Source organism: Ruegeria sp. AL1, assembly GCF_056540905.1.
Genome location: NZ_JBQFXP010000018.1, coordinates 1 through 25,437, shown reverse-complemented (window position 1 = coordinate 25,437; position 25,437 = coordinate 1). Strand labels below are relative to the sequence as shown.

General features: G+C 59.7%; 24 protein-coding genes. 7 read left to right on the top strand and 17 right to left on the bottom strand.

Annotated elements, in window-relative coordinates:
- Nucleotides 1-13 precede the first annotated feature (13 nt).
- The 3 genes from ACRZ9X_RS21600 to ACRZ9X_RS21590 form a co-directional block, all read right to left on the bottom strand.
- Complete coding sequence (locus ACRZ9X_RS21600) at nucleotides 14-802, bottom strand: ATP-binding cassette domain-containing protein (RefSeq protein ID WP_480522169.1); 789 nt, start codon at nucleotides 800-802, stop codon at nucleotides 14-16.
- 1 nt (nucleotide 803) lies between these two features.
- Nucleotides 804-1,928 carry an ABC transporter permease gene (locus tag ACRZ9X_RS21595; RefSeq protein WP_480522168.1) on the bottom strand — a complete coding sequence of 375 codons (1,125 nt, stop codon included), beginning with the start codon at nucleotides 1,926-1,928 and terminating at the stop codon, nucleotides 804-806.
- An 86-nt stretch (nucleotides 1,929-2,014) separates the two neighbouring features.
- Complete coding sequence (locus tag ACRZ9X_RS21590) at nucleotides 2,015-2,965, bottom strand: sugar ABC transporter substrate-binding protein (protein ID WP_480522167.1); 951 nt, start codon at nucleotides 2,963-2,965, stop codon at nucleotides 2,015-2,017.
- Nucleotides 2,966-3,153: 188 nt separating this feature from the next.
- Here ACRZ9X_RS21590 and ACRZ9X_RS21585 point away from each other — a divergent pair, with 188 nt between their 5' ends.
- Nucleotides 3,154-4,158: a LacI family DNA-binding transcriptional regulator gene (locus ACRZ9X_RS21585; RefSeq protein ID WP_480522166.1), complete on the top strand. Its 1,005-nt coding sequence runs from the start codon at nucleotides 3,154-3,156 to the stop codon at nucleotides 4,156-4,158.
- Here the strand turns inward: ACRZ9X_RS21585 and ACRZ9X_RS21580 are convergent.
- From ACRZ9X_RS21580 to ACRZ9X_RS21570, 3 genes are read right to left on the bottom strand one after another with little or no spacing between them, the layout of a single operon-like run.
- Nucleotides 4,155-5,288 carry a Gfo/Idh/MocA family protein gene (locus ACRZ9X_RS21580; RefSeq protein WP_480522165.1) on the bottom strand — a complete coding sequence of 378 codons (1,134 nt, stop codon included), beginning with the start codon at nucleotides 5,286-5,288 and terminating at the stop codon, nucleotides 4,155-4,157. The two genes, ACRZ9X_RS21585 and ACRZ9X_RS21580, sit on opposite strands and share 4 nt — an antisense overlap.
- Before the next feature lie 13 nt (nucleotides 5,289-5,301).
- The gene (locus ACRZ9X_RS21575) at nucleotides 5,302-6,195 is read right to left on the bottom strand and encodes a TIM barrel protein (RefSeq protein ID WP_480522164.1); all 894 of its coding nucleotides are present in this window, start codon (nucleotides 6,193-6,195) and stop codon (nucleotides 5,302-5,304) included.
- Between the two features lie 19 nt (nucleotides 6,196-6,214).
- Entirely contained in the window at nucleotides 6,215-7,318 is a 1,104-nt protein-coding gene (locus ACRZ9X_RS21570; RefSeq protein WP_480522163.1) for a Gfo/Idh/MocA family protein, read from the bottom strand.
- Between the two features lie 129 nt (nucleotides 7,319-7,447).
- Here ACRZ9X_RS21570 and iolD point away from each other — a divergent pair, with 129 nt between their 5' ends.
- Genes iolD through iolG form a run of 6 tightly spaced genes read left to right on the top strand, consistent with a single transcriptional unit; the run spans nucleotide 7,448 to nucleotide 13,818 of the window.
- A complete protein-coding gene (iolD, locus tag ACRZ9X_RS21565; protein WP_480522162.1) occupies nucleotides 7,448-9,316 on the top strand; it encodes a 3D-(3,5/4)-trihydroxycyclohexane-1,2-dione acylhydrolase (decyclizing) in 1,869 nt (622 codons plus the stop codon).
- Nucleotides 9,316-10,155: a phytanoyl-CoA dioxygenase family protein gene (locus ACRZ9X_RS21560; RefSeq protein WP_480522161.1), complete on the top strand. Its 840-nt coding sequence runs from the start codon at nucleotides 9,316-9,318 to the stop codon at nucleotides 10,153-10,155. Before iolD ends, ACRZ9X_RS21560 begins: the two co-directional genes overlap by 1 nt.
- Nucleotides 10,152-11,129 carry a 5-dehydro-2-deoxygluconokinase gene (gene iolC, locus ACRZ9X_RS21555; protein WP_480522160.1) on the top strand — a complete coding sequence of 326 codons (978 nt, stop codon included), beginning with the start codon at nucleotides 10,152-10,154 and terminating at the stop codon, nucleotides 11,127-11,129. Before ACRZ9X_RS21560 ends, iolC begins: the two co-directional genes overlap by 4 nt.
- A 12-nt stretch (nucleotides 11,130-11,141) precedes the next feature.
- Nucleotides 11,142-11,999: a 5-deoxy-glucuronate isomerase gene (locus ACRZ9X_RS21550; RefSeq protein WP_480522159.1), complete on the top strand. Its 858-nt coding sequence runs from the start codon at nucleotides 11,142-11,144 to the stop codon at nucleotides 11,997-11,999.
- Nucleotides 11,996-12,835: a class II fructose-bisphosphate aldolase gene (locus ACRZ9X_RS21545; protein ID WP_480522158.1), complete on the top strand. Its 840-nt coding sequence runs from the start codon at nucleotides 11,996-11,998 to the stop codon at nucleotides 12,833-12,835. Before ACRZ9X_RS21550 ends, ACRZ9X_RS21545 begins: the two co-directional genes overlap by 4 nt.
- The gene (gene iolG / locus ACRZ9X_RS21540; RefSeq protein WP_480522157.1) at nucleotides 12,829-13,818 is read left to right on the top strand and encodes an inositol 2-dehydrogenase; all 990 of its coding nucleotides are present in this window, start codon (nucleotides 12,829-12,831) and stop codon (nucleotides 13,816-13,818) included. The genes ACRZ9X_RS21545 and iolG overlap by 7 nt, the downstream gene beginning before the upstream one ends.
- 38 nt (nucleotides 13,819-13,856) lie before the next feature.
- Here the strand turns inward: iolG and ACRZ9X_RS21535 are convergent, their stop codons facing one another.
- The 11 genes from ACRZ9X_RS21535 to ACRZ9X_RS21485 form a co-directional block, all read right to left on the bottom strand.
- On the bottom strand, nucleotides 13,857-14,954 hold the full coding sequence (locus tag ACRZ9X_RS21535; RefSeq protein WP_480522156.1) for a M56 family metallopeptidase: 1,098 nt from the start codon (nucleotides 14,952-14,954) through the stop codon (nucleotides 13,857-13,859).
- On the bottom strand, nucleotides 14,941-15,336 hold the full coding sequence (locus tag ACRZ9X_RS21530) for a BlaI/MecI/CopY family transcriptional regulator (RefSeq protein ID WP_480522155.1): 396 nt from the start codon (nucleotides 15,334-15,336) through the stop codon (nucleotides 14,941-14,943). The genes ACRZ9X_RS21535 and ACRZ9X_RS21530 overlap by 14 nt, the downstream gene beginning before the upstream one ends.
- A 67-nt stretch (nucleotides 15,337-15,403) precedes the next feature.
- Nucleotides 15,404-15,805: a DUF2160 domain-containing protein gene (locus tag ACRZ9X_RS21525; protein ID WP_480522154.1), complete on the bottom strand. Its 402-nt coding sequence runs from the start codon at nucleotides 15,803-15,805 to the stop codon at nucleotides 15,404-15,406.
- An 8-nt stretch (nucleotides 15,806-15,813) separates the two neighbouring features.
- Nucleotides 15,814-16,611 (bottom strand): carbohydrate ABC transporter permease, encoded by a 798-nt coding sequence (locus ACRZ9X_RS21520; RefSeq protein ID WP_058280831.1) that lies wholly within the window; start codon nucleotides 16,609-16,611, stop codon nucleotides 15,814-15,816.
- Complete coding sequence (locus ACRZ9X_RS21515) at nucleotides 16,608-17,471, bottom strand: carbohydrate ABC transporter permease (RefSeq protein ID WP_170670891.1); 864 nt, start codon at nucleotides 17,469-17,471, stop codon at nucleotides 16,608-16,610. The genes ACRZ9X_RS21520 and ACRZ9X_RS21515 overlap by 4 nt, the downstream gene beginning before the upstream one ends.
- Entirely contained in the window at nucleotides 17,471-18,544 is a 1,074-nt protein-coding gene (locus ACRZ9X_RS21510; RefSeq protein ID WP_480522153.1) for an ABC transporter ATP-binding protein, read from the bottom strand. The genes ACRZ9X_RS21515 and ACRZ9X_RS21510 overlap by 1 nt, the downstream gene beginning before the upstream one ends.
- Nucleotide 18,545: 1 nt before the next feature.
- Complete coding sequence (locus ACRZ9X_RS21505; RefSeq protein ID WP_480522152.1) at nucleotides 18,546-19,595, bottom strand: ABC transporter ATP-binding protein; 1,050 nt, start codon at nucleotides 19,593-19,595, stop codon at nucleotides 18,546-18,548.
- A gap of 81 nt (nucleotides 19,596-19,676) precedes the next feature.
- Nucleotides 19,677-21,416, bottom strand: a complete 1,740-nt coding sequence (locus ACRZ9X_RS21500; protein ID WP_480522151.1) for an ABC transporter substrate-binding protein — start codon at nucleotides 21,414-21,416, stop codon at nucleotides 19,677-19,679.
- Nucleotides 21,417-21,739: 323 nt separating this feature from the next.
- Entirely contained in the window at nucleotides 21,740-23,011 is a 1,272-nt protein-coding gene (locus ACRZ9X_RS21495; protein WP_480522150.1) for a type III PLP-dependent enzyme domain-containing protein, read from the bottom strand.
- An 84-nt stretch (nucleotides 23,012-23,095) separates the two neighbouring features.
- On the bottom strand, nucleotides 23,096-24,844 hold the full coding sequence (gene ggt / locus ACRZ9X_RS21490; protein ID WP_480522149.1) for a gamma-glutamyltransferase: 1,749 nt from the start codon (nucleotides 24,842-24,844) through the stop codon (nucleotides 23,096-23,098).
- A gap of 81 nt (nucleotides 24,845-24,925) precedes the next feature.
- A complete protein-coding gene (locus ACRZ9X_RS21485) occupies nucleotides 24,926-25,375 on the bottom strand; it encodes a universal stress protein (RefSeq protein WP_480522148.1) in 450 nt (149 codons plus the stop codon).
- Nucleotides 25,376-25,437: the final 62 nt, after the last annotated feature.

Sequence of the window (25,437 nt, the reverse complement as noted above, 5' to 3'; positions counted from 1 at the left end):
GGGTGTGATAGGATCAGACGGTGCCGCCGAGGCTGCCCTCAAGCTCGACCATTTCCTGACCACCGGCCATCAGGTCCTGCAGCTCTTCGGGGGTGATCTGGCCGCGCTGTGCCGTGCCCAGCGTCTGACCACGGTTGAGCACCGTAAAACGATCCCCCACCGCCAGCGCATGGCGAACGTTATGAGTGATGAAGACGACCGCGATGCCCTGCTTGCGCACCTTGTCGATGGTCGCCAGCACGTTGGCCGTCTGACGTACACCAAGGGCTGAGGTCGGTTCGTCCAGGATCAGAACCTTGGCCCCGAAATGCACGGCCCGCGCAATGGCCACCGTCTGGCGTTCACCGCCCGACAAGGTGCCCACTGCCTGATCGGGACCGCGCAGGTTGATACCCATCTTCTTCATTTCTTCCATCGTGACGGTATTGGCATAATCATGATCGAAGAAATTGATCGGACCAATCTTCTTCACAGGCTCATTCCCCATGAAGAAATTGCGCGACACGGACATCAAAGGGATCATCGCCAGATGCTGGTGCACCGTCGCAATCCCGGCCTCGATCGCATCGCGCGGATCGGTGAAGTGCATGGGTTTGCCTTCAAACAGGATCTCTCCGTGCGTAGGCTGATGCACGCCCGACATGGTTTTGATGAAGGTCGACTTGCCCGCGCCGTTGTCGCCAAGAAGACAGTGGCATTCACCGGGGAACACATCCACCGAGACCCCCGCCAGCGCGATCACGCTGCCGAAATGCTTTTCGATGTTCTTCATCTGGATAATGGGTGCATGTTCGGGATTCATATCAACGCTCCCCTGTGATGATGCGGCGGATATAGGTGTTGAGGATCACCGCCCCCAGCAGGATGACGCCAAGGAAGACCCTAAACAGAGAGCTTTCGACACCCGCAAAGAACAGACCCTGCTGCACCACGCCAAAGATCAGCGCGCCCAGTGCCGCCCCGAGGACCGAGCCGTAGCCCCCGGTCAGAAGCGCGCCGCCGATGACCACGGCAATGATCGCCTCGAACTCTTTCAGCAGACCCCGGTCGGCACCCGCCGAGCCAAACTCCATCACCTGACACACGGCGAAGACGGTGGCGCAGAAGGCGGTGAACATGAACATCAGAATCTTGACCCGGTTCACAGGTACACCTGAGTTGCGCGCTGCCTCGGCATCCCCGCCCGAGGCAAAGATCCAGTTACCGAACCGTGTCTTGGTCAGCAGAACGTGGCCAAAGATAATCAGCCCGATGGCCCAGACGATCAGCATGGGTACACCGTCCACAACCGGCTGACCTGCACGGGTGCCACGTTCGAATACGGCGATGATCCCGGCGTCGCCCAGCCACTGGAACAGCCCTTGCAGGATTTTGCCGCCGAAGATCGGGGCCAGCCAGTCGCCTTCGGCCGCGTCCTTAACACCGCCAATGATGGTTTTGCGCTCGATCACCTGAGGCAGGAAGATGGTGAAGCCGCGCAGGATGAACAGGAAGGCCAGCGTCACGATGAAACTGGGCAGCCCGGTCCGGACCACGATCCAGCCATTCAAGGCCCCTATCGCGACGGCCATGGCGAAGGTGACAATGATTGCCATCCACACCGGCCAGCTGAGCGTGACCGAGAAGATTGCGATCATCATGCCGGAAAAGCCGATCATTGATCCGACGGACAGGTCAAACTCACCCGCGATCATCAGAAGGCACGCGCCGACCGCGATGATCATGAATTGCGCCGACACAACCGACCAGTTCATCATGCCCTGCGCGTTGAACATGCCGCTGTCGAAGGCGAACAGCAGGAAGAAGGTGAAGACCGCGACGGTGCCGACCATCCCGCCCAGCTCAGGCCGGATCAGGGCCTTACGCAAGGGCGAGATCTCTTTGATCCGTTCGTCGGTTAACGTCGTGTTTTGAGCAGACTCGCCCATGAGAGCGCCCCTCCGATAAAAACAGTGATTTGCGTCAGAAAACTGTCAGCGGGCGCCCCGGTTGCAGGGCGCCCGCGTTGCAAGAATTAGCGGTACTCGCCAGCGAATTCTTCGATCTTGGTCAGGCCATCTGCGGTCACGAAACCGGGGCCTGAGTTGATGTTGTTGCCGGGCAGAACGCCGTAACGGTGGTAATTCGCCATCACAACAACCGGCAGGTAAGCCTGCAGGAAGGGCTGCTGGTCGATACCCCACTGGATTACGCCCGACTTGATGCCTTTGACGATCTCGCCACCCAGATCGAAGGTACCGAAATAGATGTCACCGGCCATGCCGTTTTCTTCCAGCGCCAGAATGGTCGGGTCAGCCGAGGTCGGGCCAAGCGTCAGGACCGCTTCGGTGTCCGGGTTGGCCGACAGATAGGCCAGCACGCGGTTCTTGATCTCGGCGGGGTCCTGACCGGCATCGATCATCTGATCGCCCAGTTCGATTCCCAGACCATCCGCAAAGCCCTGGCAGCGTTCCTGGCTGGACGGCTGAACGATATAGTGGTTCACACACAGGAACGAGCCGATGCCGTCACCCTTGGCCCGCTGACCGGCCGCGAAACCGGCGTCATATTCGGGCTGACCCACATACATCAGCGCCCCAACTTCACGGGCCTGATCCGGAGTACCGGTGTTCATGATGATCACATCCACACCCGCATCCACGGCTGATTTGATCGGGCCGCTCAGCACATCATAATCCGCCAGCGTTGTGATGATCCCGTTCGGGCCCGAAGCCGCCGCCTGATCAATGATCCGCGCCATGTCGGCCAGGTCACCAGTGGGCGGATTGCGATATTCAACCTCAACACCCATCTGATCGCCCGCCAGCGCGATACCGTTCTTGATCGTGTTCCACCAGCTGTCGCTGTCTGGTGCGTGGCTGACCAGAATGTACTTCTCGCCCTCCGCCGCAACGCTTGTGGCTGCGATCAGCGGCGTCGCAGCGACCACCGCCGCCAGCGCCAGCTTCTTCGTCAGTGATGTCATGATGTCCTCCCAAAAACTCATGTTATCGCGGATTGAGGCGGTTCTTCGCACCTCTCCGAGTCGTGTTAGAGCACATCCATCATAATTTTGCAACCGGTTGCAAAAGATATTGAACCTGTTTCATACTGTATCTGCCCAAGATTAAGGGTAAGAGGGCTATCACCAAACGCGGGAAGGTCAGGCAGATCATGGCTGTCACATTGAAAGAGGTTGCAGAACGCGCGGGTGTTTCCCGGTCAGCTGTGTCGCGCACTTTCACCGACGGGGCCTCGGTATCCGACAAGATGCGCCGCAAGGTCGAGAAGGCCGCGCGGGAATTGGGATACAGCCCCAACGCGCTGGCCTCGTCGCTGACGACAGGGCGCACCAAGCTGATCGGACTGGTATCGAACAACTTTCACAACCCCATCTTTCTAGAGGTCTTCGACCTCTTTACCCGAGGCCTGCAAGATCGCGGCCTGCGCCCCTTGCTGGTGAACCTCACCGATGAGGTTGAGCCCGAGAACTCGGTTCGGATGCTGCGTCAGTATTCGGTTGATGGCGTTGTCGTGGCATCCTCAACCCTCCCGCCGGGCTTTGCCAAGGCATTCCGCGATGCGGGCGTGCCGGTGGTGCACAGCTTTGGCCGGTCATCATCGTCGCCGCAGGTGCATGTGGTTGGAATCGACAACGTGGAATGCGGGCGCATGGCCGCTCGTGAACTGGTCGCGCGCGACTATAGCAAAGTGGCCTTTCTGGGCGGGCCCGAAGCCGCTACATCAACGCAGGATCGCCATGCGGGTTTCATGTCGGAAATGGCGCTGCACCCTGAGGTCACCGTGACCTGCTCTTTCGCCGAGGCTTACTCGTTCGACGCGGGTCGTCAGGAGATGCTGCGACTGCTGAAATCTGAACGGGCCGAGGCCTATTTCTGCGGCGACGACGTGTTGTCCATCGGTGTCCTGTCGGCGGTATTGGACAGCGGCCTGAACGTGCCTGACGATATCGGCATCATCGGTCTGAACGATATGGAGATGGCCCGGTGGGAAAACATCGACCTCACTACCATTCATCAGCCAATCCGCCAGATCGTCAGTTCGTCGATCGAGCTGATGGTGGCGACCCTGCAGGAACCTGACCGCTATCCCGAGGCGCGCATTTTCCCCTGCTCGGTGGTGGAACGGGGCACATTGCGCCCCGTGCCCGAGCGTTAACGGAACATCGGCGGACGGGCATCCATCCACGCGCTGCCCTGCTTGGCAGACGCAACCGCAGTGTGCACCGCAGCCATGGACCGCACACCGTCTGCAGCATTAGGCAACCCGTCGCGGACCTCTCCGGCAATCGCATCCGCCAGATCGCAATAGATATTCGCAACCGCCAGCGGGAAGCCTTCGGGATGTGCAATCGCAACGCGGCTGAGACGTTGCGCATCTTCATGCAACCCGCCCTCACCCTTTTCGATGATCTGCAGACGCCCGCCAACGGGTGTATAGATCAACTGGTTCGGCTGTTCGGACGCCCAGCGCAGGCCGCCGGTTTCCCCGAACACCTGAATGTCGAACCCGTGCTGGCGACCGATGGCCACCGAGGACGTCCATAGCCTTCCAACCGCACCCTTTGCCGTGCGGAAGTTAACCATGGCGTCATCTTCAAGCTCACGACTGCCGATGGTTGAGGCGAAATCGGCAGACAGAGACTCGACTTCATCATCAGCAATGAACCCGGCCATATGCATCGCGTGGATGCCGCAATCGGCGAACTGACCCGACACGCCCGCCATCGCCGGATCATAACGCCAGCGGACGCGCGGATTATCAGCATCGGTGGCGTCGCCGTGATGGCCGTGGCTGAAATTGGTGACGACCAGACGGACCTTGCCGATCTCACCTGCGCGCACCATCGCACGGGCCTGCCGCACCATGGGATAGGCGGAATAGCAGTAGTTGACCGCGCAGATCTTGCCGGATTTCTCGGCCACTTTGACGATCTCTTCGCCCTCTTCCACGGTCATGGTCATGGGCTTTTCGCACAGCACATTGAACCCGGCCTCAAGGAAGGTTTTGGTGATCTCGAAATGTGTTGCGTTCGGCGTGGCCACGGTGACCAGATCAATGCGGTCATCGCGCCCGCGCTCACCTTCCAGCATCTCGGTCCAGTTGCCATAGGCCCGGTCTGCCGCGATGCCCAAACGTTGCGCATATTCGCGCCCGATATCGGGCCGATGATCCAACGCTCCGGCAGTGAGTTCGAAATGCCCGTCTGCCAGTGCGCCCAGACGGTGCGCCGGCCCGATCTGGCTGCCTTCTCCACCGCCGATCATGCCCCATTTTAGCTTGGTCATGCTCTGGGTCTCCTTAGCTGAAACCAATGGATTCAAGATATTCACGGTTCTTCCGTGCATCGCCGACCGGGTCGGGATCCAGCGTCGGGTCACAATCCTGTTCGACCGTGCACCATCCGGTAAAGCCTGCCTCCAGCAGCACCTGACGGACGGTCGGAAAATCCACGTCGCCCTCACCCAGATTGCAGAAAATTCCCTGCCCGCAGGCATCGTAAAAGCCGGTCCGATTGGCGATCACATTCGCCTTTACGGTCGGTGAGATATCCTTGAAGTGCATGTACGAGATCCGATCAACGTAGCGCTGCATAAAGCTCACGGGGTCAAACCCGGCATAGGAATGATGCCCGGTGTCGAAACAGATTTTCAGCAGGCTTTCGTCCACTTCATCCAGCAGCCGTTCCAACTCGGGCTCAAAATCCATGAAACCCGCCGCGTGGGCGTGCATGCCCACCGTCAGCCCATATTCCTCAGCCCCAATGCGCGCGCTTTCGGCAAGGCGATCCCGAAAGGCTGTCCATTCGGCCTTGTCCATCTGCTCGGCCTCATTCGCACGGCCAGCGGTCGGCGCGCGACGGGGTGAGATCGCGTCGATCAGCACCAGATGCTGCGCCCCATGCGCCTTCAACGCGCGGGCGGTGCGGTGGGTGGCGTCCAGCACGTCCTCCCACGCGTTGGGGTCGTGATAGTTGCGGAACACCACGCCGCCGATCAGTTCCAGATCATGCTCGGCCAGCGCATCGGCGAGGATCGCGGGGTCTTCGGGCATGAAGCCCACCGGGCCCAGCTCGATGCCCTTATACCCGGCTGTAGCGCAGTCGCTAAGAACCGTTTTCCAATGCGGATTGCGCGGGTCCTGCGCAAATTCCACGCCCCAGGAACAGGGTGCATTGCCAATTCTGATGCTCATCTTGTCTTGTCTCCGATGCTCAGAAATCTTCGATGTTTTTCCAGCTTTCATCCGCCGACGACGCCAGCGCCGCAGCGACGATCCGGTTGACCTCATGCCCGTCGCGGAAGGTCGGCCAGACCGGCTTGCCTGTCTCGATTGCGTGTAGGAAATCGCGCGCCTCGATGATGATCTGGTCCTGATAGCCGGTGCCGTGGCCAGGGCCCTGACAGAACGGCTCATAATCCGGGTGCGCGGGGCCGGTCAGGATTTTTCGGAACCCGCGCTCGGCCTCGGGGCCGTCCATGCGATAGAGCCACAAGGCATTCTGATCCTCCTGATCAAAGCGGATCGCGCCTTTGGTGCCGCTGATCTCATAGGCGTAGCCCATCTTGCGCCCGGTCGCGATGCGGCTGAAATACATCGACCCCATCGCTCCATTGGCAAAGCGCACCATCATCTGGGCGTGATCGTCATTATCGACCTCACCGCCCGGACGGGTTTTGTGCACGGTCTCGACCTCGGCCATCACACGGTTGATCGGTCCGATCAATGCCAGCGCGGCATTGATCATATGCGGGGCCAGATCGCCCATCGTCCCGTTTGATATTCCGGTCGTGCGCCAGGTCGCGGGGGCTTGCGGGTCGGCATAGAAATCCTCGGTGTGCTCGCCGCGGAACCATGTGACATCGCCGATCTCTCCGTCCGCGATCAATTGGCGGGCGTATTGGCTGGCGGGCGTGCGGATATAGTTGAAGCCGACCATATTGGCCACACCCGAGGCCTCGGCTGCTTTCACCATCGCAGCGCCATCTTCAATTGACGCGCCCAGAGGTTTCTCGCACAGAACCGGCTTGCCGAGCGCAAGCGCCGCCAAGGCGATCTGACGGTGCGTTTCCTGAGGGGTCGCGATTACAATGGCCTCGACCTTGGGATCATTCACCAGCACCTGCCAATCGTCGGTCGCGCGCGCGAATCCGTAGGCCTGACGATAGCGCTCGGCGCTTTCGGGCGAGGAGGCACACACCATCTCCAACCGGGGGCGCAGGCCCGTGTTGAACACGGCACCAACCGAGGACATGGCAACCGCATGGGCCTTGCCCATATATCCGCCGCCCAGAATGCCAATGCCGATCTCTGCCATTCCGACGCCCTCCCTCGCTTTTTCTTGAAAACCATTTGCAACCGGTTGCAAAACTTGTATCGTGAGAATAGGACTCTCGCAAGCTGCATTCGGCACAGCACCGCAATTTTCCTAAAGGAGCCCGCAGACATGTCCGCGCAACACGACACTGTTTACCTGACAACGGCGCAGGCGATCATTCGCTGGCTGTCGAACCAGTTTATCGAGATCGACGGGCAGGAATATCGGTTATGTGGCGGGGGTTTCGGGATTTTCGGCCATGGCAACGTAACCTGCCTTGGCGAGGCGCTGAACACGGTGCGGGATGAGCTGCCGCTGTATCGCGGACAGAATGAACAGAGCATGGGGTTCGCCGCTGCGGGCTATGCCAAACAGTGGCTGCGTCAGCGATTCATGTTCTGCACCGCCAGCGCGGGGCCCGGTACTGCGAATCTGCTGACGGCTGCGGGTCTGGCCCATGCCAACCGCCTGCCGATGCTGATGCTGTGCGGAGACACGTTTATCACCCGCTTGCCGGACCCGGTTTTGCAGCAGATGGAAAATTTCAACGATCCGACCTTTGGCCTGAACGACGCGTTCAAGCCGGTCAGCCGGTACTGGGATCGCATCACCCATCCGGCGCAGGTCATTCAATCCCTGCCCGCTGCCATTGCGACGATGCTGGACCCGGGCGATTGCGGACCTGCCTTCCTTGGGCTGCCGCAGGATGTGCAAGGCTGGACCTATGACTACCCGGTGAAGTTCTTCGAGAAGAAGGTGCATCGCATTCGCCGCCAAGCACCCGATGCGGATGAGGTTGCCGATGCAGTCGCTGCTCTGGCCGGTGCGAAACGCCCGATGATCATCGCAGGTGGCGGCGTGCAGTATTCGCAAGCCGTGGCCGAGTTGACCGAGTTTGCCGAAAAGCACCAGATTCCGGTCGTCGAGACTATCGCCGGCCGCGCCAATATGCTGGCGACCCATCCTTTGAATATCGGCCCGATTGGCGTGACCGGATCGGACAGTGCCAACGCGATTGCGGAGCAGGCGGATGTGATCGTTGCCATCGGAACCCGCCTGCAGGACTTCACGACCGGGTCGTGGACGGCGTTTGCCAAGGATGCTCAGTTCATCTCGATCAACGCCGCGCGGCATGATGCGGGCAAGCACATGTCGCTCCCGGTTGTGGGGGATGCCAAGCTATCGATTGAGGCTCTGACACAGGCTGTTGACTATACGGCGCCGCAGGATTGGGTTTCGCTCGCGCAAGACGAGCGGCAAAAGTGGGATGCCTATGTGGCCGAGAATGTCTCCTACGGAAACCGCCCGAATTCCTACGCTCAGGCCATCGGCGTGGTGAACGATCTTTGCGACACGCGCGACCGTTTGGTGGCCGCTGCCGGGGGCCTGCCCGCAGAAGTCACCGCCAACTGGCGCACGCTGGATATCGGTACGGTCGATGTGGAATTCGGCTTTTCCTGCATGGGCTATGAAATCGCAGGCGCATGGGGCGCGCGCATTGCGCAATCCGAGCGTGAGCCCGACAAGGACACCATCACCTTCTGCGGCGACGGGTCTTACCTGATGCTGAATTCAGACATCTATTCCTCGGTTTTGAGCCGCAAGAAGATGATCGTTCTGGTGCTGGACAATGGCGGATTTGCGGTCATCAACAAGCTGCAGAACAACACCGGCAATGAAAGCTTCAACAACCTGCTGGAAGACTGCCCCACCATCCCCGAAGCCTTTGGCGTCGATTTCGCGGCCCATGCGGCCTCGATGGGGGCGACCAGCGAAAAGGTCGCGAACCCGGCCGAACTGGCCGAGGCGTTCCAGCGCGCCAAGGCCAGCGACAAGACCTATGTGATCGTCATGGATGTGGACGCCTATGAGGGTTGGACAACCGAAGGCCACGCCTGGTGGGAGGTCGGAACCCCCCACACCTCGGCGGATGAGAAGGTTCGCGATGCGCATGTCGAATGGGAATCCACGCGCGAAAAGCAGCGCAAGGGGGTGTGATGAGACGGTTCACAGCAGAAACAGCCGACCCTGACGTCATCGTCGATGAGTTGCTGAACGGCGGCGGCGCGGTTGCCATATCGGGCTTGTTCACACCCGAGGAGGTCGCCGAGGCGCGCGCCATCATCATGGCCGAATCCGAGACAGCCGCCGAGAAAGTAACCCATTTTCAAGGCGCTGCAGAAGAAGACGGCAAGCTGAACCTGCAGCGCCGGGTGTGGAACCTGTTGGCCAAGGGCGACGTGTTCTCGCGCATGGCGGCGCATCCGGCGCTGATGAAGATCCTGCGAAAGTTTCTGGGCACCGAATTCATCATGGGCTCGATCGCCGCCAATCGCATCCTGCCGGGTGGACCGGGGCAGGAACCGCATGTGGATTATCCCTATTGGGATTTTCACAGCCCGGAAACGCATCCTGTCGGTCTGAATGGCTCGTTTCCCATGAACGCACAGGTCTCAGTCCTGCTGGACCCGTTCACCGAAGAAAGCGGCGCGACCGGCTATGTGCCCGGTTCGCAGAAAGAACTACGCTATCCAACGCCCGAGGACAGGTTCTATGACAGATGCGAGCAGATGACCGGTGAGCCCGGCGATGTGGCTCTGTTCTATGGTGTCACATGGCATTGCGCGATGCCGAACAAGGCAGATCACGACCGCAGCGCGATCCTGATCCAGTACCTGCCCAAATGGGTCAAACCGATGGAAGATATGCCCGCCGCCCTGCCGCAGGAATTCTTGGATCAGGCCAGCCCTGACATGCGGCAATTGCTGGGTCTGAACTATCCCTACCCCGAGGTGCTGGACGCCGCGCGGGCAGGCAATACCGAGGGGCGCAAGTGACTCTGATCGAAGGCATTAAAGGCAATCGCTTTGCCGTGTTTGGCCGGGCCGGGATGGATATGTTTGCCGATCCGGTGGGAACCAAAAGCGAAGATGCAAAGGTCTTTCGCGCCGATCTCGGCGGTTCCAGCGCCAATATCTGCGCGGGGCTGGTCAAGCTGGGGTCGCAAGCAGCGCTGATCACCTCAGTCTCGGACGATGCGGTGGGGCGGTTCTGCGTGAACCGGCTGCAGGATTACGGTGTGGATACCCGTTTCATCCGCGCCGTGGGGGGGGAGGCGCGCACTTCGCTGGCCGTTTACGAAAGCTGTATCGAGGATTTTCAGAACGTCATCTATCGCAACGGTGCCGCTGATTTCCAGGTGACCGAGGCGGATATGGACGCGGTCGATTACACCGCATTCTCGGCCCTGATCACGGCAGGCACGGTGTTTGCGGCCGAGCCATCACGCTCGGCCACGTTCCGCGCGTTCGAAAACGCCCGCGCCGCAGGCCTGCCGGTGATCTTCGACATCGATTACCGCCCCTATAGCTGGCCGTCGCCGGACGTCGCCGCGCAGGTTCTGACCCGCGCGGGCAACGAAAGCGATCTGATCGTCGGCAATGACGAAGAGTTCGGGTTCATGGCGGGCGGCATCGAAAAGGGCCTGGATAAGGCCCGCGAACTGGCGGCCAACGGCAAAATGGTGATCTACAAGATGGGCCACGAGGGGGCCGTTACGCTGACAGACGGGCAAGAGGTCCGCACCGGCATCTACCCCGTTACCGCCGTGAAACCCAACGGCGCGGGCGACAGTTTTCTGGCCGGCCTTCTCGCCTCGATCGCCGCCGGGCACGGCTTGCGCAACGCGGTTCTGCGCGGCTCGGCCTGTGCCTCCATCGTCGTGTCGAAACCCGGTTGTGCCGGGGCCATGCCGACCACGCCCGAACTGGATGAATTTCTGGCCCGGCACCCGGGCCCCACGGATACCTGAAAGGAGACGCAGATGCATATCGCGCCCCATGACAACCAGAACAAACCCATCGTTGATGCCGACCATGATCTGGTTCCGCTGAACTATTTCAACATCGTCAAACTGAAAAAGGGCGAGGTGTTCGAATATGCTGTGCCGGGCTATGAGACCTGTATCGTGCCCGCCACCGGTACCGTGGATGTCGATGTGGACGGCGCGATCTATACCAACCTCGGCAACCGCACCATCGACGTCTGGGACGGCGAGCCCGAAGGCGTTTATGTCCCCGTCGGAGCCAAGGTGCGTATCAGCTGCGTGACGGATGAAACCGAAACCTTCATCGCTGGCGCAAAATTCGACCGCGTGCTGGAGCCATTTGACGTCCGCGTGCCCGAGCTGGATCTGGTGCAATATGGCTCGGACGACACCAAGACCCACCGCAAGATCAAACACATTCTGGGCGCGAACCACCACGACAAGGTGGGTCGCTTGCTGGTGTCCGAGCTTTATACCGTCGGTCAGGGCGGCTGGTCCGGCTTTCCCAGCCACAAGCATGACACCGACCGCAAAGGCGACGATGGCGAGATGATCGAAACCCGCCATGACGAGACGTATAATTTCCGCTTCCGACCCAACCATGGCTCGGGCGTTCAGATGCTGCAGCGCGAGGATAACAAGCCGGGCGATGCCTACCACATCATGGACGGCTCAACGATCCTGCTGGACAAGGGCTACCACCCCTGCGCGGTTCTGCCAGGGTATGAGATGTATTATTTCACCATCCTCGGCGGCCTCAGCCAACGCTCGCTGAAGCAGTATTTCCAGCCGACCCATGCGGATCAGCTGCATACGATCCCCGGCATCATGGACATGGTGGCCAAGTTCAAATGAGCCTTGTGACATTATCGGACGTGCTGCAACCCGCGCTGCGTGACGGCTATGCCGTGGCCGGGCTGGTGACGCTGGGCTGGGAAGACATGCGCGCCTATGTGGCCGCAGCCGAGGCCGAAGACGTGCCGATCATCCTGCAAGCCGGCCCGTCCTGCCGCGAGCACACGCCGCTGCCGATCCTGGGCAAGATGTTCCGGCATCTGGCCGAAGGCGCCAGCGTGCCGGTCGTGGCCCATCTGGATCATGGGTATACGCACGAGGACTGCCACATCGCCATCGACAGCGGCTTTACGTCGGTTATGTTCGACGGCTCACGCAAACCTCTGGCCCAAAATATCTCTGAGACCGCTGCGATTGTCGAAATGGCCCATTCTGCCGGGGTCTCCTGCGAAGGGGAAATCGGCTTTGTCGGCTATTCCGGGGGCGAAGGCTCGGATGGCACCGACCCGGAGGAGGCCGCGCGATTTGCCCGTGAGACGGGCGTGGATGCAATGGCGATCTCGGTTGGTAATGTCCATCTGCAGCAGAACAAGGAAGGCGGTCTGGACGAGGCCCGCATCCGCGCCATCGAGGCCGTCACCGAGGTACCCTTGGTGATCCACGGCGGATCGGGCGTGCCTGTGGCGCAGCGCACGGCGCTGGCGCGGGGTTCGAAAATCTGCAAGTTCAACATCGGAACCGAGCTGCGCATGGCTTTCGGCCACGCCCTGCGCGCGGCAGTGAATGCCGATCCGGACCGGTTCGACCGCGTACTTATTCTGAAAGACACACATGAGCCGGTGGTCGAGGCGACCCGCCGCGTTCTTCAGGCCTTCAAAGGGGGCATGACATGCTGAATATCGGATTGCTGGGCTGCGGACGGATCGGGCAGGTACATGCGCGCTCGGTCGGGCAAATCGAAGGTGCACGGATCACCGCTGTGGCGGATGCCTTCGCGGAACCGGCACAGATACTGGCCGACAAGACGGGGGCCAAGGTCCTGTCTGCGGATGCATTGATCGCAAACCCGGATGTCGATGCGGTGGTCATCGGAACTCCAACCGACACCCATTACGACCTGATCCATCAGGCGGCCCGTGCGGGCAAGGCGATCTTTTGCGAAAAACCCGTTGATATGTCCGCCGACCGCATCCGCGACTGCATCAAAGTGGTCGAGGCGGCGGGCGTTCCCTTCATGACCGCCTTCAACCGCCGCTTTGACCCCAGCTTTGCCAACATCCAGTCCCGCATCGCTGCCGGAGAAATCGGTGAGGTTGAGATCGTCACCATCCTGTCCCGCGATCCCTCACCACCACCGATCAGCTATATCGAAAGCTCGGGTGGACTGTTCCGCGATATGATGATCCACGATCTGGACATGGCCCGCTTTCTGCTGGGCGAGGAACCCATCAGCGTCTACGCGGTTGGTTCCGCGTTGGTCGATCCCGAAATCGGCAAGGCCGGAGACGTCGATACCGCGGCCGTCACCCTGACCACCGCCAGCGGCAAGATCTGCCAGATCTCGAACTCGCGCCGGGCCAGCTATGGCTATGATCAGCGGATCGAAGTGCACGGGGAAAAGGGCCTGTTGCGGGCAGAAAACATGCTGGAAAACACGGTTGAAGTCGCCACCCCCAACGGGTTCTGCAAAGCCCCGGCACAGCATTTCTTTCTGGAACGGTATGAGGCGGCCTATCGCACCGAAATGGCACATTTCGTCGAGGCCGTCATGGCATCAAGACCCGTCACACCCGGAATTGTGGACGGGTTGAAAGCGCAGATGTTGGCCGATGCAGCCGCAACATCATGCGCCGATAGCCGTGTGGTGATGGTGGATTGACAAAAGCCGCCCGCGTTGAGGCACCTATACGCGGGCGCTCAGTTCCTCTGATTTCTTTCTGCGAGACGTTCCAGATTGACGACGGTCGACAACATGATCCGATCATGACTCCAATCGTCAGTCTGCCGCATAGACGCCGAGCCGACCGACAGCAGCACAGCAAAGATCACCGATGTTCCGATCACAAATAGCGGCAACTGGCTATGTGCAACCGGAGCTGCCGCAAGCGCCAGAACGCGTTGTCGCAAAACCCGTTTCGCCCGGCTGCCGCCCACCAAAGCCACATCCAGAACGTAGGGTTTTTCCCGTGTCATCGTGCGGGCGCAGTAATCCAGAAGGCAGTTGGCATATTCTTTGGCGTTCAACCGCCGGCGCGCCATGATCGACTGGTCGCATCCAAGTTCGCGCAGGCGTTCAAACTGGTTTTTCAGTATCAAAAAGGCCGGATTCCAGAAGAATACCGGGCGCAGGAATTCCAGAACCAGTTCCCATTCGACATCCCCCGCGCGCACGTGCTGAAACTCATGCGCAATGGCAAAGCGCAGCTCGTTCGGTTTGTCGATCAGATGGCTGGGCAAAACCACATGACGGCGACGCAGACCACGCACGGCAAACGGCACGGCAATCCGGTCAGACAGGCGCACATCAACTTTCGCCGACTGTCGCCATAGAAAACTTGCGTTGATCGTCTCGCGGATGCGTAATCCGGCGCGTACAACCCGCAGCACCAGACAGGCCGATACGGCCAAAAGACAGAACAGCAAAACACTCGTTCCCAGGGACCTCCCTGCCAACGCCATCTCGATCCACCGTTCACGCGTGTTCAGAAGAATTTCAAACTGCGCGGCTGGCAGCGCTATTTCGCCCCGAAGAAACGCCGCAACCGCAATGTCGCCGATGGCGACCGGTTGACCCGGGAATACCAGGTCGGTCAGCGCAAAAACGCCGATCGCCAAAACCGGGCTCAGCGCGATGCAAAGCAAAAGACCCTTCATGACCCGAAGCTGCGCGAAATAGGCAACACGCAGAGATGTGCGCTCCAGAACCAACCGGGCCGCAAACCAGATCAGCACCGACAATGCCATGATCAGATTCAGCTCAAGATATGTGTCGAGTACCGGTTTAACCGCTGTCATTTTGCAGTCTCCTCTCTACCAGTGCCCGAATTTCCTCCAAGTCGGTCTCGCTCAGCCCGGCGTCATCGACCAGCCGCGCCACCAACGAGGCGGGCGTATCGTCAAACAACGTGCGGGACAGGTTCTGAAGCGAGCGCGCCTGATACCTGTCCTTTTCCAAAAGCGGCTTATAAATCAGCGTTTTCCCGTCCTTGCGGCTTTCGACAAACCCTTTGTCGTCAAGAATCCGCATGATGGTTGCGCCGGATGTATAGGCCAGATTGCGTTCTGGTGGCAGGCGACCAAGGACATCACGGACCGAGCCCTGACCCAGCGCCCAAAGTTCATTCATGAACTCCAGCTCAACATCGGTCAGCAGGTTGGTTGTCTTTTTCTTTCGCATCGATCTCGGTGTCGCCATTTTTTTAGTATGCCTGACAGACAAGCATCCTTTCTCTGTTTCGCAAAGCTTAAACTTTCCAGAACACGAAAACGCCCCAACCGATGGACAGGAAAAGCGGCGTCCAGACGGGTTGTCCCATAAGGCCCAGCCACGCGAGGAAGATATAGGCGGAGCCCAGAAGTGTGATGAACAGCCGATCCCCCAACGTTGTCGTCAGGCCAAGCACGCCGCGCCGTTCAATGCCGTCGCGGAACTTGAACCCTTCCAACACACCGATCAGGGCAATGGCCGAGAAGATGCCGACGAACAGCGCCAGCGTCGCGGGTGTCCAGGCCATCCAGAAGTCTGGCCATAGGGGATCGGTCCAGGAAAACCCCTTTTCCTCTTGCTGGCCGACATTGCCCCATCCAGCTTGTTGGGCCGTTGCCATGGTCGGCAGGAAGGGGAGGGTGAGAAGAAGTTTACGCATATCGAACCTCACACACGACCCATCGCGAACCCGCGCGCGATGTAGTTGCGGACAAACCAGATGACGATGGCACCGGGGATGATGGTCAGCGTCCCGGCGGCTGCCAGCAGGCCGAGTTCATACCCCGCGCTGGAGGCGGTCCGGGTCATCACGGCGGCGATGGGTTTGGCCTCGACCGCGGTGAGCGTTTTGGCCAGCAGCATCTCGACCCACGAGAACATGAAGCAGAAGAACGCCGCGACGCCCACGCCCGCTTTGATGTTGGGCAGGAAGATCGTCACGAAGAAGCGCGGGAAGGAATAGCCGTCGACATAGGCGGTTTCGTCCAGTTCCTTGGGAATACCGCGCATGAAGCCCTCCAGAATCCAGACCGCCAGCGGCACATTGAACAGCGTATGCGCCAGAGCCACGGCCAGATAGGTGTCGAACAGGTGGATCGAGGAATACAGCTGAAAGAACGGCAGCGCGAACACGGCTGCCGGAGCCATCCGGTTGGTCAGAAGCCAGAAGAACAGCTGCTTATCGCCCAAGAAGCGATAGCGCGAGAACGCGTAGGCCGCAGGCAGGGCCACACAGACCGACAACACCGTGTTGATCGTCACATAGATGATCGAGTTGATGTAGCCCCAGTACCATGTGGGGTCGGTGAAGATGGTGATATAGTTCTCCAGCGTGAAGGTCTGCGGGAACAGGGAAAAGCCCGACAGGATCTCGTTCGTGGTCTTGAAGGACATCGCCACCAGCCAATAGATCGGCAGCATCAGAAACGCGATATAGAGGATCGGGATAAGAGACCGCTTCTTCATTGCGCGTCATCCTTTGTCATTAGAGTGTAGAAGACCCAACTGACCAGCAGCGTGATGGCGAAGTAGATCAGGCTCATCGCGGCTGCAGGGCCAAGGTCGAACTGTCCCAGCGCGATTTTCACAAGGTCGATCGACAGCAGGGTGGTAGAGTTGCCGGGACCGCCGCCGGTCAGAACGAAGGGCTCGGTATAGATGTTGAAACTGTCCATGAAGCGCAACAGCACGGCGATGGTCAGGACGGTTTTCATCTTGGGCAACTGGATATAGCGGAACACCGACCACGGGCTGGCACCGTCAATCTTGGCGGCCTGGTAATAGGCATCCGGGATCGACACGAGGCCCGCATAGCACAGCAGCACGACCAGCGACGTCCAGTGCCAGACATCCATGACAATGACCGTGATCCAGGCCGACAGAGGCTGTTGCGTCATGTCATAGTTGATGCCCAGAACGTCATTCAGGAAGTATCCCATCAGGCCGATTTTCGGCAGGGTAAAGATGTTCCACATCGACCCGACCACGTTCCAAGGGATCAGCATTGGCAAGGCCATCAGCACCAGACAGACAGGTACCCAAAAGCCTTTGCGCGGCATCGAAAGGGCGACGATGATGCCCAGTGGCACCTCGATCAACAGGATCAGGAAGGTGAACAGGAACTGCCGTCCGAGTGCGGCCTGAAAACGATCCGAGCGCAGGATTTGTTCGAACCAGCCGAGACCTTCCCAAAAGAACTGGTTGTTGCCAAAGGTTTCCTGCACCGAGTAGTTGACCACCGTCATCATCGGCACCAGCGCGTTGAACGCGACCAGCGCCAGCACCGGCAGGACAAAGAACCACGCTTTTTGGTTTTCGGTTCTCATCAGCTGCGCTCCTCGGTTGCGATCCAGCCGTCGCGATAGACGCGGGATTGTTCAGGTTTGAATTGCAGGAAGACCTCTGAACCGGGCTCGGGCACGCTGTGCTCGGTCACGGCTTTCAGGGCCGTATTGCCGACCATGGCACTAACCACATAGTGGCGGCCAATGTCGGAAACCTTGGTCACATGCGCCGGGATACCGGTATCGCCAAAGCCCACGTATTCCGGGCGGATACCCAGATCGGTGCGGCCACCGTCGCCGTGGGTTGGGCCTTCCAGCATCACCTCATGGCCTTCGAACACGGCGCGGTCGCCTTTGGCCTCACAAGGCAGAACGTTCATACCTGGTGAGCCGATGAAATGGCCGACGAACGTGTGCTGAGGGCGCTCGAACAGTTCCACCGGCGTGCCGATCTGTACCACTTCGCCCTCTTGCATCACGACCACTTCGTCCGCGAAGGTCAGGGCCTCGGTCTGGTCGTGGGTCACGTAGATCATCGTGGCCTGCACGCGCTGGTGCAGTTCCTTCAGCTTCGAGCGTAGTTTCCATTTCAGATGGGGGTCGATCACGGTCAGTGGTTCGTCGAACATCACCGCGTTCACGTCATCACGGACCAAACCGCGCCCCATCGAGATTTTCTGCTTGTTGTCCGGGCTCAGGCCACTGGCGCGGGTGTTCAGCATATCGGTGACGTCCAACATCTCGGCGATCTCATCGACGCGACGTTTGATCGTTGCCGGGTCTACGCCGCGGTTCTTCAGCGGAAAGGCCAGGTTTTCCCCAACAGTCATCGTGTCGTAGATCACCGGAAACTGGAACACCTGCGCGATGTTGCGCTGATCGGGGGGCAGGGTGGTGACGTCCCGATCATCGAACAGGATTTGCCCTTCGGACGGGGTCAGCAAGCCCGAGATGATGTTCAGCAAGGTGGACTTGCCGCAACCCGAGGGCCCCAGCAGCGCATAGGCCCCGCCATCGCGCCAAGTGACGTCGATTTCCTTCAGCGCATAGTCCTGCGGGCCTTGCGGGTTAGGCATATAGCTGTGTCGCAGGTTTGAAAGCTTGATCTGTGCCATGTCAGGCCACCCTTTTGCCGTCTTGGCCGAAATACCGGCAATGGGCCGGGTTCATGTAGAAACTGTGATCTTCGCCGACTTGATAGGGATGCACGCCAGCCGCCAGCGAGACCCAATCGTCTGATCCATGCCGGAAATGCGCGCTGGAGTCTGAGCCAGACAGCTCGGTCACGATCACGCGGCCCGTCAGTTCGACATCCGCATCCGAGGTGCGGAAAGGTGTCACCCGGTGCGGGCGCACGGCGACCATGTAATCTCCGTCGGCCATGTCCGAGACAGCCCAGCCTCCGCCACCCGCCAGTTGCGCTTGCGCGCCGGTAACGGTGATACGCGCCACGTTGATTGGCGGGTCCGAGAAGACGCGCGCGGCAGCGATGTTTTCGGGGTTGCGATAGATGTCTGCTGTGGGGCCGAACTGCGTGACACGTCCATCCTCCATAAGTGCGGTGTAGCCCCCCAGCAGCAGTGCTTCTTCGGGCTCGGACGTGGCATAGACCACCACGGCACCGCGCCCGGCAAACAAGTCGGGGAGTTGTTCGCGCAATTCCTCGCGCAATTTGTAATCGAGGTTGGCCAGTGGTTCGTCCAGAAACACCGCGCGGCTTTCCTTGGCAATTGCCCGGGCCAGCGCTGTGCGCTGCTGCTGTCCGCCCGACAACTCATGCGGTCGGCGGTGCAACATCGGGCGCAATTGCAGCAGGTCGGCGGCCTCTTCGACGCGGCCTTCGATCTCGGATTTCGCCATGCCTGCCACGCGCAGCGGTGAGGCAATGTTGTCGAATACGGTCATATGTGGGTAGTTCACGAAGAACTGGTGTACCAGGCTGATCTGCCGCTTTTGCGTGTTCAGCTTGGTGACGTCCTGCCCATCCATCAGGACCTTGCCCGAGGCGATCGGGTCCAGCCCGGCCATCATCTTGATAAGCGATGTCTTGCCCGATCCTGTCGCGCCCAGCAGCACATTGAAATGGCCGGTCTGCAGCGTCAGATTGGTGGGCTTGATATGAATAACATTGCCAACCCGTTTGGTGGCATCTTGAAGTTCGATCATGTCCGTGGATTCCGGTCGTTCAGTGCACCGCACTGGTCGTAGGGTGGGGATGCCGCGCACGGCATCCCCGGTTGCATTGGCTCAGTTGGCCTGCCAGCGCGCAACCAGTTCGTCATAGTTGACGGTCTGGCCTTGCGGCTTTTCGTTTTCCAGCTTGGCCTTGGGCGAGCCTTCTTTTTCCAGCCAGAAAGCGGCATCCTGAGGCTCGTTCAGGCGCGGACCACAGCCACCATAGACGTTGGCGGCCTCATCTGCGGCCTGCATACGGGCCATTGTGATGTCCATTTCCTCGGCCAGACGGTCCATCGCCTCTTGCGGGGTGAAGGCACCCGAGTTCACGTCACCGATTTGCTGCCACCAGATCTGGGCCAGCTTCGGATAATCCGGCACGTTGATGCCGGTCGGCGACCATGCGACGCGATCAGGCGAGCGGTAGAACTCGACCAGACCACCCAGCTTGGGTGCGCGTTCGGTGAAGGACTCGTGGTTGACCGAACTGTCGCGGATGAAGGTCAGACCCACATGGGACTTCTTCACGTCGACAGTTTTCGAAGTCACAAACTGAGCGTACAGCCATGCCGCCTGAGCGCGATCCGAAGGTGTGGATTTCAGGAAGGTCCAAGACCCCACGTCCTGATAGCCAACCTTCTGGCCTTCTTCCCAATAGGGGCCATGCGGGCTGGGCGCCATCCGCCAAAGCGGCGTGCCTTCGTCATCAACCGTATTGTTGCCTTCGGATTTCGGCTTCACCATGTCGGCGGTAAAGGCGGTGTACCAGAATATCTGCTGGGCCACGTTGCCCTGACTAAGCGCCGGCAGCGATTGGTAGAAGTCATAAGACGCCGCGCCCGGAGGCGCATAGTTGCGCAGCCACTCATCCCATTTGCGGATCGCATAGACCGCAGCCGGACCGTTGGCCGCACCACCGCGCGACACGGATGCACCAACAGGGTTACAGGTGCCCGCTTCCATGCGGATGCCCCATTCGTCGACGGGCACACCGTTCGGCTCACCCACGTCACCGGCACCAGCCATCGAGAGCCATGCGTCAGTCATACGCCAACCCAGGTCAGGTGCGCGCTTGCCGTAGTCCATGTGGCCGTAGATCGCGACGCCATCGACTTCTTTCACGTCATTGGTAAAGAATTCAGCGATGTCCTCGTAGGCCGACCAGTTGACTGGAACACCCAGGTCATAGCCGAACTTCTCTTTGAACGCGGCTTTGTTGTCCTCATTGTCAAACCAGTCCTTGCGGAACCAGTAAAGGTTCGCGAATTGCTGGTCGGGCAGCTGGTACAGGTTGCCGTCCGGGCCGGTGGTGAACTGAATGCCCATGAAGTCATCCAGATCCAGCGTCGGCGATGTGGTCGCCGCCCAGTCGCCTGCCATCTGTTCAGTCAGGTTGTAGGCCAGTTGCAGGCGTGAGTGCGTGCCGATCAGGTCACTGTCATTGACGTAACCGTCATACAGGTTCCGGCCGGTCTGCATCTGGGTTTGAACGGCCTGAACCACTTCGCCCTCACCGAGGATCTGGTGGTTGACCTTGATGCCGGTAATTTCTTCGAACGCCTTGGTCAGCACCTCGGACTCGTAGGAGTGGGTCGGGATACCTTCGGACAGGACGTTGATTTCCATGCCGGCATAGGGTTGTGCAGCTTCGATGAACCACTTCATCTCACCCATCTGCTCGTCTTTCGACAGCGTCGATGGCTGGAATTCGTCGTCGATCCAACGTGTTGCTGCGGCTTCGTCGGCCCAAGCAGAACCGTGCCCCGCAATGACGGCAGTCGCCGCCACAGCGGAAAGTAGATGTCTCCGCATCTGTCTCCTCCCAAAGATTATGTGATCCGGCGCAGACCGGATGACGATCAGCATCAGCGATTTTTTGCTATGCTGTCAAACTAATTTTTTAGTAATTGGCTAAATATTGAATTTTTCATTATAAAATAAGGTCTTGCAGACAATATTATTTGGAATCGGGACGGGTTATTTGGCCGCCCCGTGTACTTTTCACGTCGATCCGTGTTGCATTCCGGCGCTAGAGACCGGTCCCGTGACGTTGCTCTAAGCGGGCTTGAGGACCCACCGGTCAACGTCACGGGGGACAGCTCCGGGCGAGCTCTCAGAGACCCGGCGCGGAACCCTTACGACATATTCGAGACGACTTCGCTGAGCGTTTCGGCCCGGCGGATCAGTTCGATGGACAACTCGCCGGATTTCGTGCTGACGCCGTAAACGGCGATGCGCGGCAGGCTGTTATAGTCGAAATGGTTGCTGAAGTAATATGCGCCGGTGTCGTAGATCGCCACATAGTCATTGGGATCAAGCCGCGGGATCAGCACATCCTTGGCCACCAGATCAGCCGCGAAACAGCAGGGCCCGGCCACGTCGGTCTGCACCTTGTCTTCGGTCTTCAGCACCCCGTCCGGTGTAAACCCTTCCACCCGGATCGGCCACGCAGCGGGCAGGAAGGCCGTGCGCGTCATAATCTGCGCACCGGCATGGGTGGTCGCGATATGCCGCCCTCCGGCATTTTTGGTGTATTCCACGCGGGTCGCCATGAAGCCGTTCTTGGCGGCGATTGCGCGGCCAAACTCGGTTTTCACGCTGTATTTTCCGGTGAACAACAGCGGCACAGCCTCCCGCAGGATGTCGGAATATTCCTTGAAGGTCGGTTTGACCTCGGGCGAGGCGAAGTTGACCGGCAAACCGCCCCCGATATCCAACCGGGTGATCTGCTGTTCGCCTTTGCGGGTGTTGATCTCTTCGGCCACGGCCACCAGTTCTCCGATACCCTGCGCCATCAGCTCCAGCGGGCAGCCCTGTGATCCGGCATGGGTGTGGATCGAGGTCAGCCACGGATGGTCGAGGTAATACTGAATCAGCTTCTCGCGATTTCCCGCGTCCCCGATGGGATAGCCGAATTTCGACGTGTTGGTCGCCGTACTGGTCGATGAAATCGCGCCCGAGCCGATCTGCGGATTGATACGAAAGCCAATGATAGCCTCGGAATTGGGATAATCCTCGATCATCCCGGCGACCCGTTCCAGTTCCTGTTCATTGTCCAGATTGAATGCAATGGAATGTTTCAGGCATTGCCGCAGATCATCCATCGTTTTGGCCGGGGAATCGAAGATGATCTTGGAGATATCGAAGCCCGCCGATTGTGCCATGGTCAGCTCTCCGGGGCTGGCGACCTCGGCGCCGATGCCGCAATGCGCGATTGTCATCAGCACATGGCGCAGCGAGTTCGCCTTGACGGCAAACGTGTGCTGGAAATTGTCGGGGAAAGCGGCGATCAGATCGTCGATGGATTTGGCCAGACCGTCCAGATCCATGAAGCCTATCACAGTGCTTTCACTGTCCAGAAGCCGGTCTTCGATGGCGTGTTGCAGGATTTGGTGTTCTCGGTTCATGGTGTGCTCCGGTCCTGGTGAATTCACTGTACCTTAAATGAAAACGGCGGCTCGGATGAGCCGCCGTTAGTTGGTTTGTCTGGGTTACTGCCCCAGTGCCACGCCTTCACGGCGGGGATCGGCGGCCCCGATCAGCTGGCCATCCTTGATCAGGATCGCATGCAGGCCCGAGTTCAGGTCGACGGTCTTGACCTCATGGCCCTTGGCGGTCAGTGCCTCGGCGAAATCAGCCGCTGCGGTTTCCTGCTCCACATCCATGCTGGATCCGTTGCGGTGCACGAAATGGCCGGTCTCGATGGCATCCTGCGGGTCCATGTCCCAGTCGAGGATCGCGATGATGGTCTTGGCCACATAGTTGATGATACGGCTGCCACCGGGCGAACCGATCAGCAGATAGGGCTCATCGTCCTTCATAACGATGGTCGGCGACATCGAGCTGCGCGGACGCTTGCCGCCTTCAACCCGGTTGGCCACCCAACGGTCACCATCCTTCGGCGCGCGGTCAAAGTCGGTCAGTTCGTTGTTCAGCAGGAAGCCCCGAACAAAGACACGGCTGCCAAAGAAGGTTTCGATGGTTGTGGTCATCGACAGCGCGTTGCCGTACTGGTCGCGGATCACGATATGGCTGGTGCCGGGACGATCCGGGTTCTGCGAGGGCGCAAACAGCGCAGTGTGATCGCGCGGCGGCTCACCGGCCGAACGCTTTTCACTGGCCGCAGCCGGATCGATCATTTCCGAGCGCAGTTTCAGGTAGTCCTTGTCCAGCAGACCTTTGACCGGCACGTCAACAAAATCGCTGTCGGCCATGTAAAGTGCACGGTCGGCATAGGCCAACTTGGCAGCCTCGGCGTACAGGTGCGCCAGTTCAGCGTTCCAGCCAGTGCCTTTGAGGTCAAAGTTGTTCAGGATACCCAGAATCTGACCCACGGTCAGACCACCCGAGGTCGGCGGGCCCATGCCGCAGACGTCATAGCCGCGATAATCGGCGCAGACGGCGGGGCGGACCTTGACGCGGTACGCCGCCATATCTTCCAGCGTGATGTTGTTTTCCACCTTGGACGTCGAGTCCACCGCAGCCACAATATCCTCGGCAATCGGGCCGTGATAGAAGGCGTTTGCCCCCTGATCCGCCAGAATACGCAGGGTCTCGGCGAAATCAGGGTTCTTCAGCAGGGTGCCTTCGGCCAGCGGGCTGCCATCTTCGTTGAAGAAATATTCCTTAGCACCGGGGAAGACGTCCAGATAACGCTCGCGGTCGATGGTGGACTGGATCGAGTTCGCCATACGCGGCGACACTTCGAACCCGTTCTCGGCCTGTTCGATAGTCGACTGGAACAGCGAGGCCCAGTCTTTCTTGCCATAAAGGTTATGTGTCACCTCCATCAGGCGCAGAATGCCGGGTACACCCACGGCCTGTCCGCCCGAGATCGCCTCGGCAAACGGAATCCGCTCGCCTTCGGCGTTCAGGAAGCGCTCGGGCTTGGCTTTGGCAGGCGCTTTTTCACGCGCATCAAAGGTGGCCAGTGTTTTGGACTCGGCGTCCCAATACAGCATGAACGCGCCACCGCCGATGCCCGACGATTGTGGCTCGACCAGGTTCAGCATCAGCTGTACCGCGATCATCGCATCCGCAGCGGTACCGCCTGCGGCCAGCACGTCATAGCCTGCTTTGGCGGCAATCGGGTTGGCGGCAGAGACCATGAATTCGGTACCGGTGACCGAATCCTTATCCTCCCATCCATAGCCATATTCCGGCGCGGGGTCCTGTGCGCTGGCTGTGCCGGCGGCAACCCCCAGGGCCAGCGCGGCGCTGGTTCTTAGAAATGTCCTCATCATTAAATCCTCCGGGTGATGATTGACGGTTTTCCTGTTCTTTCTGCTCTTGTGGTTTTCTGTTTCCTGATCGGGCTTGTGCTATGCCCCGGCTTTGGCCGCGCGCACCACGTAAACCGATACCTCGGAATGCCGGACCACGCGGGCTGCGTTGGGACCCAAAAGATAGTCCTTGAGGTCGGGCCGATGCGCGCCGATGACAATCAGATCGCTGCCTGCTTCCTGTGCTGTGTGCAGGATTTCCTGATAGGCCGTGCCGGTTGCCACCACGTGGCGGACTTTTGCGTTGCGCGCGTCGCCCAGAACCGACTTGCCCAGTGCCTCAAGCGCGTCCTGCGCTTTGACGACGGCCTGTTCATGATGTTCGGGCTCAAAAAAGCTGCCGACAAAGGACTCGCCAAAATCCGGCAGTACGGTGACGACATCCAGCTGAGCATTGTCAAGGTCCGCAAGGCGTCCCGCCTGCCGCAGCACTTCGGCGTCGGTTTCGGGTTTTCCGGCATCCACGGCACAAAGGACGGATTTGCTCATGGTGTTACCTCTTGTTCAGTGGTGCGGGCTGCGCGGCCCCTTTGCAGGAAGGCGATGAGGCC

Bases quoted from the DNA above. Each gene is read 5' to 3' on its own strand.
- ACRZ9X_RS21600 (WP_480522169.1), bottom strand. From the start codon at position 802: ATGAATCCCGAACATGCACCCATTATCCAGATGAAGAACATCGAAAAG.
- ACRZ9X_RS21595 (WP_480522168.1), bottom strand. From the start codon at position 1,928: ATGGGCGAGTCTGCTCAAAACACGACGTTAACCGACGAACGGATCAAA.
- ACRZ9X_RS21590 (WP_480522167.1), bottom strand. From the start codon at position 2,965: ATGACATCACTGACGAAGAAGCTGGCGCTGGCGGCGGTGGTCGCTGCG.
- ACRZ9X_RS21585 (WP_480522166.1), top strand. From the start codon at position 3,154: ATGGCTGTCACATTGAAAGAGGTTGCAGAACGCGCGGGTGTTTCCCGG.
- ACRZ9X_RS21580 (WP_480522165.1), bottom strand. From the start codon at position 5,288: ATGACCAAGCTAAAATGGGGCATGATCGGCGGTGGAGAAGGCAGCCAG.
- ACRZ9X_RS21575 (WP_480522164.1), bottom strand. From the start codon at position 6,195: ATGAGCATCAGAATTGGCAATGCACCCTGTTCCTGGGGCGTGGAATTT.
- ACRZ9X_RS21570 (WP_480522163.1), bottom strand. From the start codon at position 7,318: ATGGCAGAGATCGGCATTGGCATTCTGGGCGGCGGATATATGGGCAAG.
- iolD (WP_480522162.1), top strand. From the start codon at position 7,448: ATGTCCGCGCAACACGACACTGTTTACCTGACAACGGCGCAGGCGATC.
- ACRZ9X_RS21560 (WP_480522161.1), top strand. From the start codon at position 9,316: ATGAGACGGTTCACAGCAGAAACAGCCGACCCTGACGTCATCGTCGAT.
- ACRZ9X_RS21550 (WP_480522159.1), top strand. From the start codon at position 11,142: ATGCATATCGCGCCCCATGACAACCAGAACAAACCCATCGTTGATGCC.
- ACRZ9X_RS21545 (WP_480522158.1), top strand. From the start codon at position 11,996: ATGAGCCTTGTGACATTATCGGACGTGCTGCAACCCGCGCTGCGTGAC.
- iolG (WP_480522157.1), top strand. From the start codon at position 12,829: ATGCTGAATATCGGATTGCTGGGCTGCGGACGGATCGGGCAGGTACAT.
- ACRZ9X_RS21535 (WP_480522156.1), bottom strand. From the start codon at position 14,954: ATGACAGCGGTTAAACCGGTACTCGACACATATCTTGAGCTGAATCTG.
- ACRZ9X_RS21530 (WP_480522155.1), bottom strand. From the start codon at position 15,336: ATGCGAAAGAAAAAGACAACCAACCTGCTGACCGATGTTGAGCTGGAG.
- ACRZ9X_RS21525 (WP_480522154.1), bottom strand. From the start codon at position 15,805: ATGCGTAAACTTCTTCTCACCCTCCCCTTCCTGCCGACCATGGCAACG.
- ACRZ9X_RS21520 (WP_058280831.1), bottom strand. From the start codon at position 16,611: ATGAAGAAGCGGTCTCTTATCCCGATCCTCTATATCGCGTTTCTGATG.
- ACRZ9X_RS21515 (WP_170670891.1), bottom strand. From the start codon at position 17,471: ATGAGAACCGAAAACCAAAAAGCGTGGTTCTTTGTCCTGCCGGTGCTG.
- ACRZ9X_RS21510 (WP_480522153.1), bottom strand. From the start codon at position 18,544: ATGGCACAGATCAAGCTTTCAAACCTGCGACACAGCTATATGCCTAAC.
- ACRZ9X_RS21505 (WP_480522152.1), bottom strand. From the start codon at position 19,595: ATGATCGAACTTCAAGATGCCACCAAACGGGTTGGCAATGTTATTCAT.
- ACRZ9X_RS21500 (WP_480522151.1), bottom strand. From the start codon at position 21,416: ATGCGGAGACATCTACTTTCCGCTGTGGCGGCGACTGCCGTCATTGCG.
- ACRZ9X_RS21495 (WP_480522150.1), bottom strand. From the start codon at position 23,011: ATGAACCGAGAACACCAAATCCTGCAACACGCCATCGAAGACCGGCTT.
- ggt (WP_480522149.1), bottom strand. From the start codon at position 24,844: ATGAGGACATTTCTAAGAACCAGCGCCGCGCTGGCCCTGGGGGTTGCC.
- ACRZ9X_RS21485 (WP_480522148.1), bottom strand. From the start codon at position 25,375: ATGAGCAAATCCGTCCTTTGTGCCGTGGATGCCGGAAAACCCGAAACC.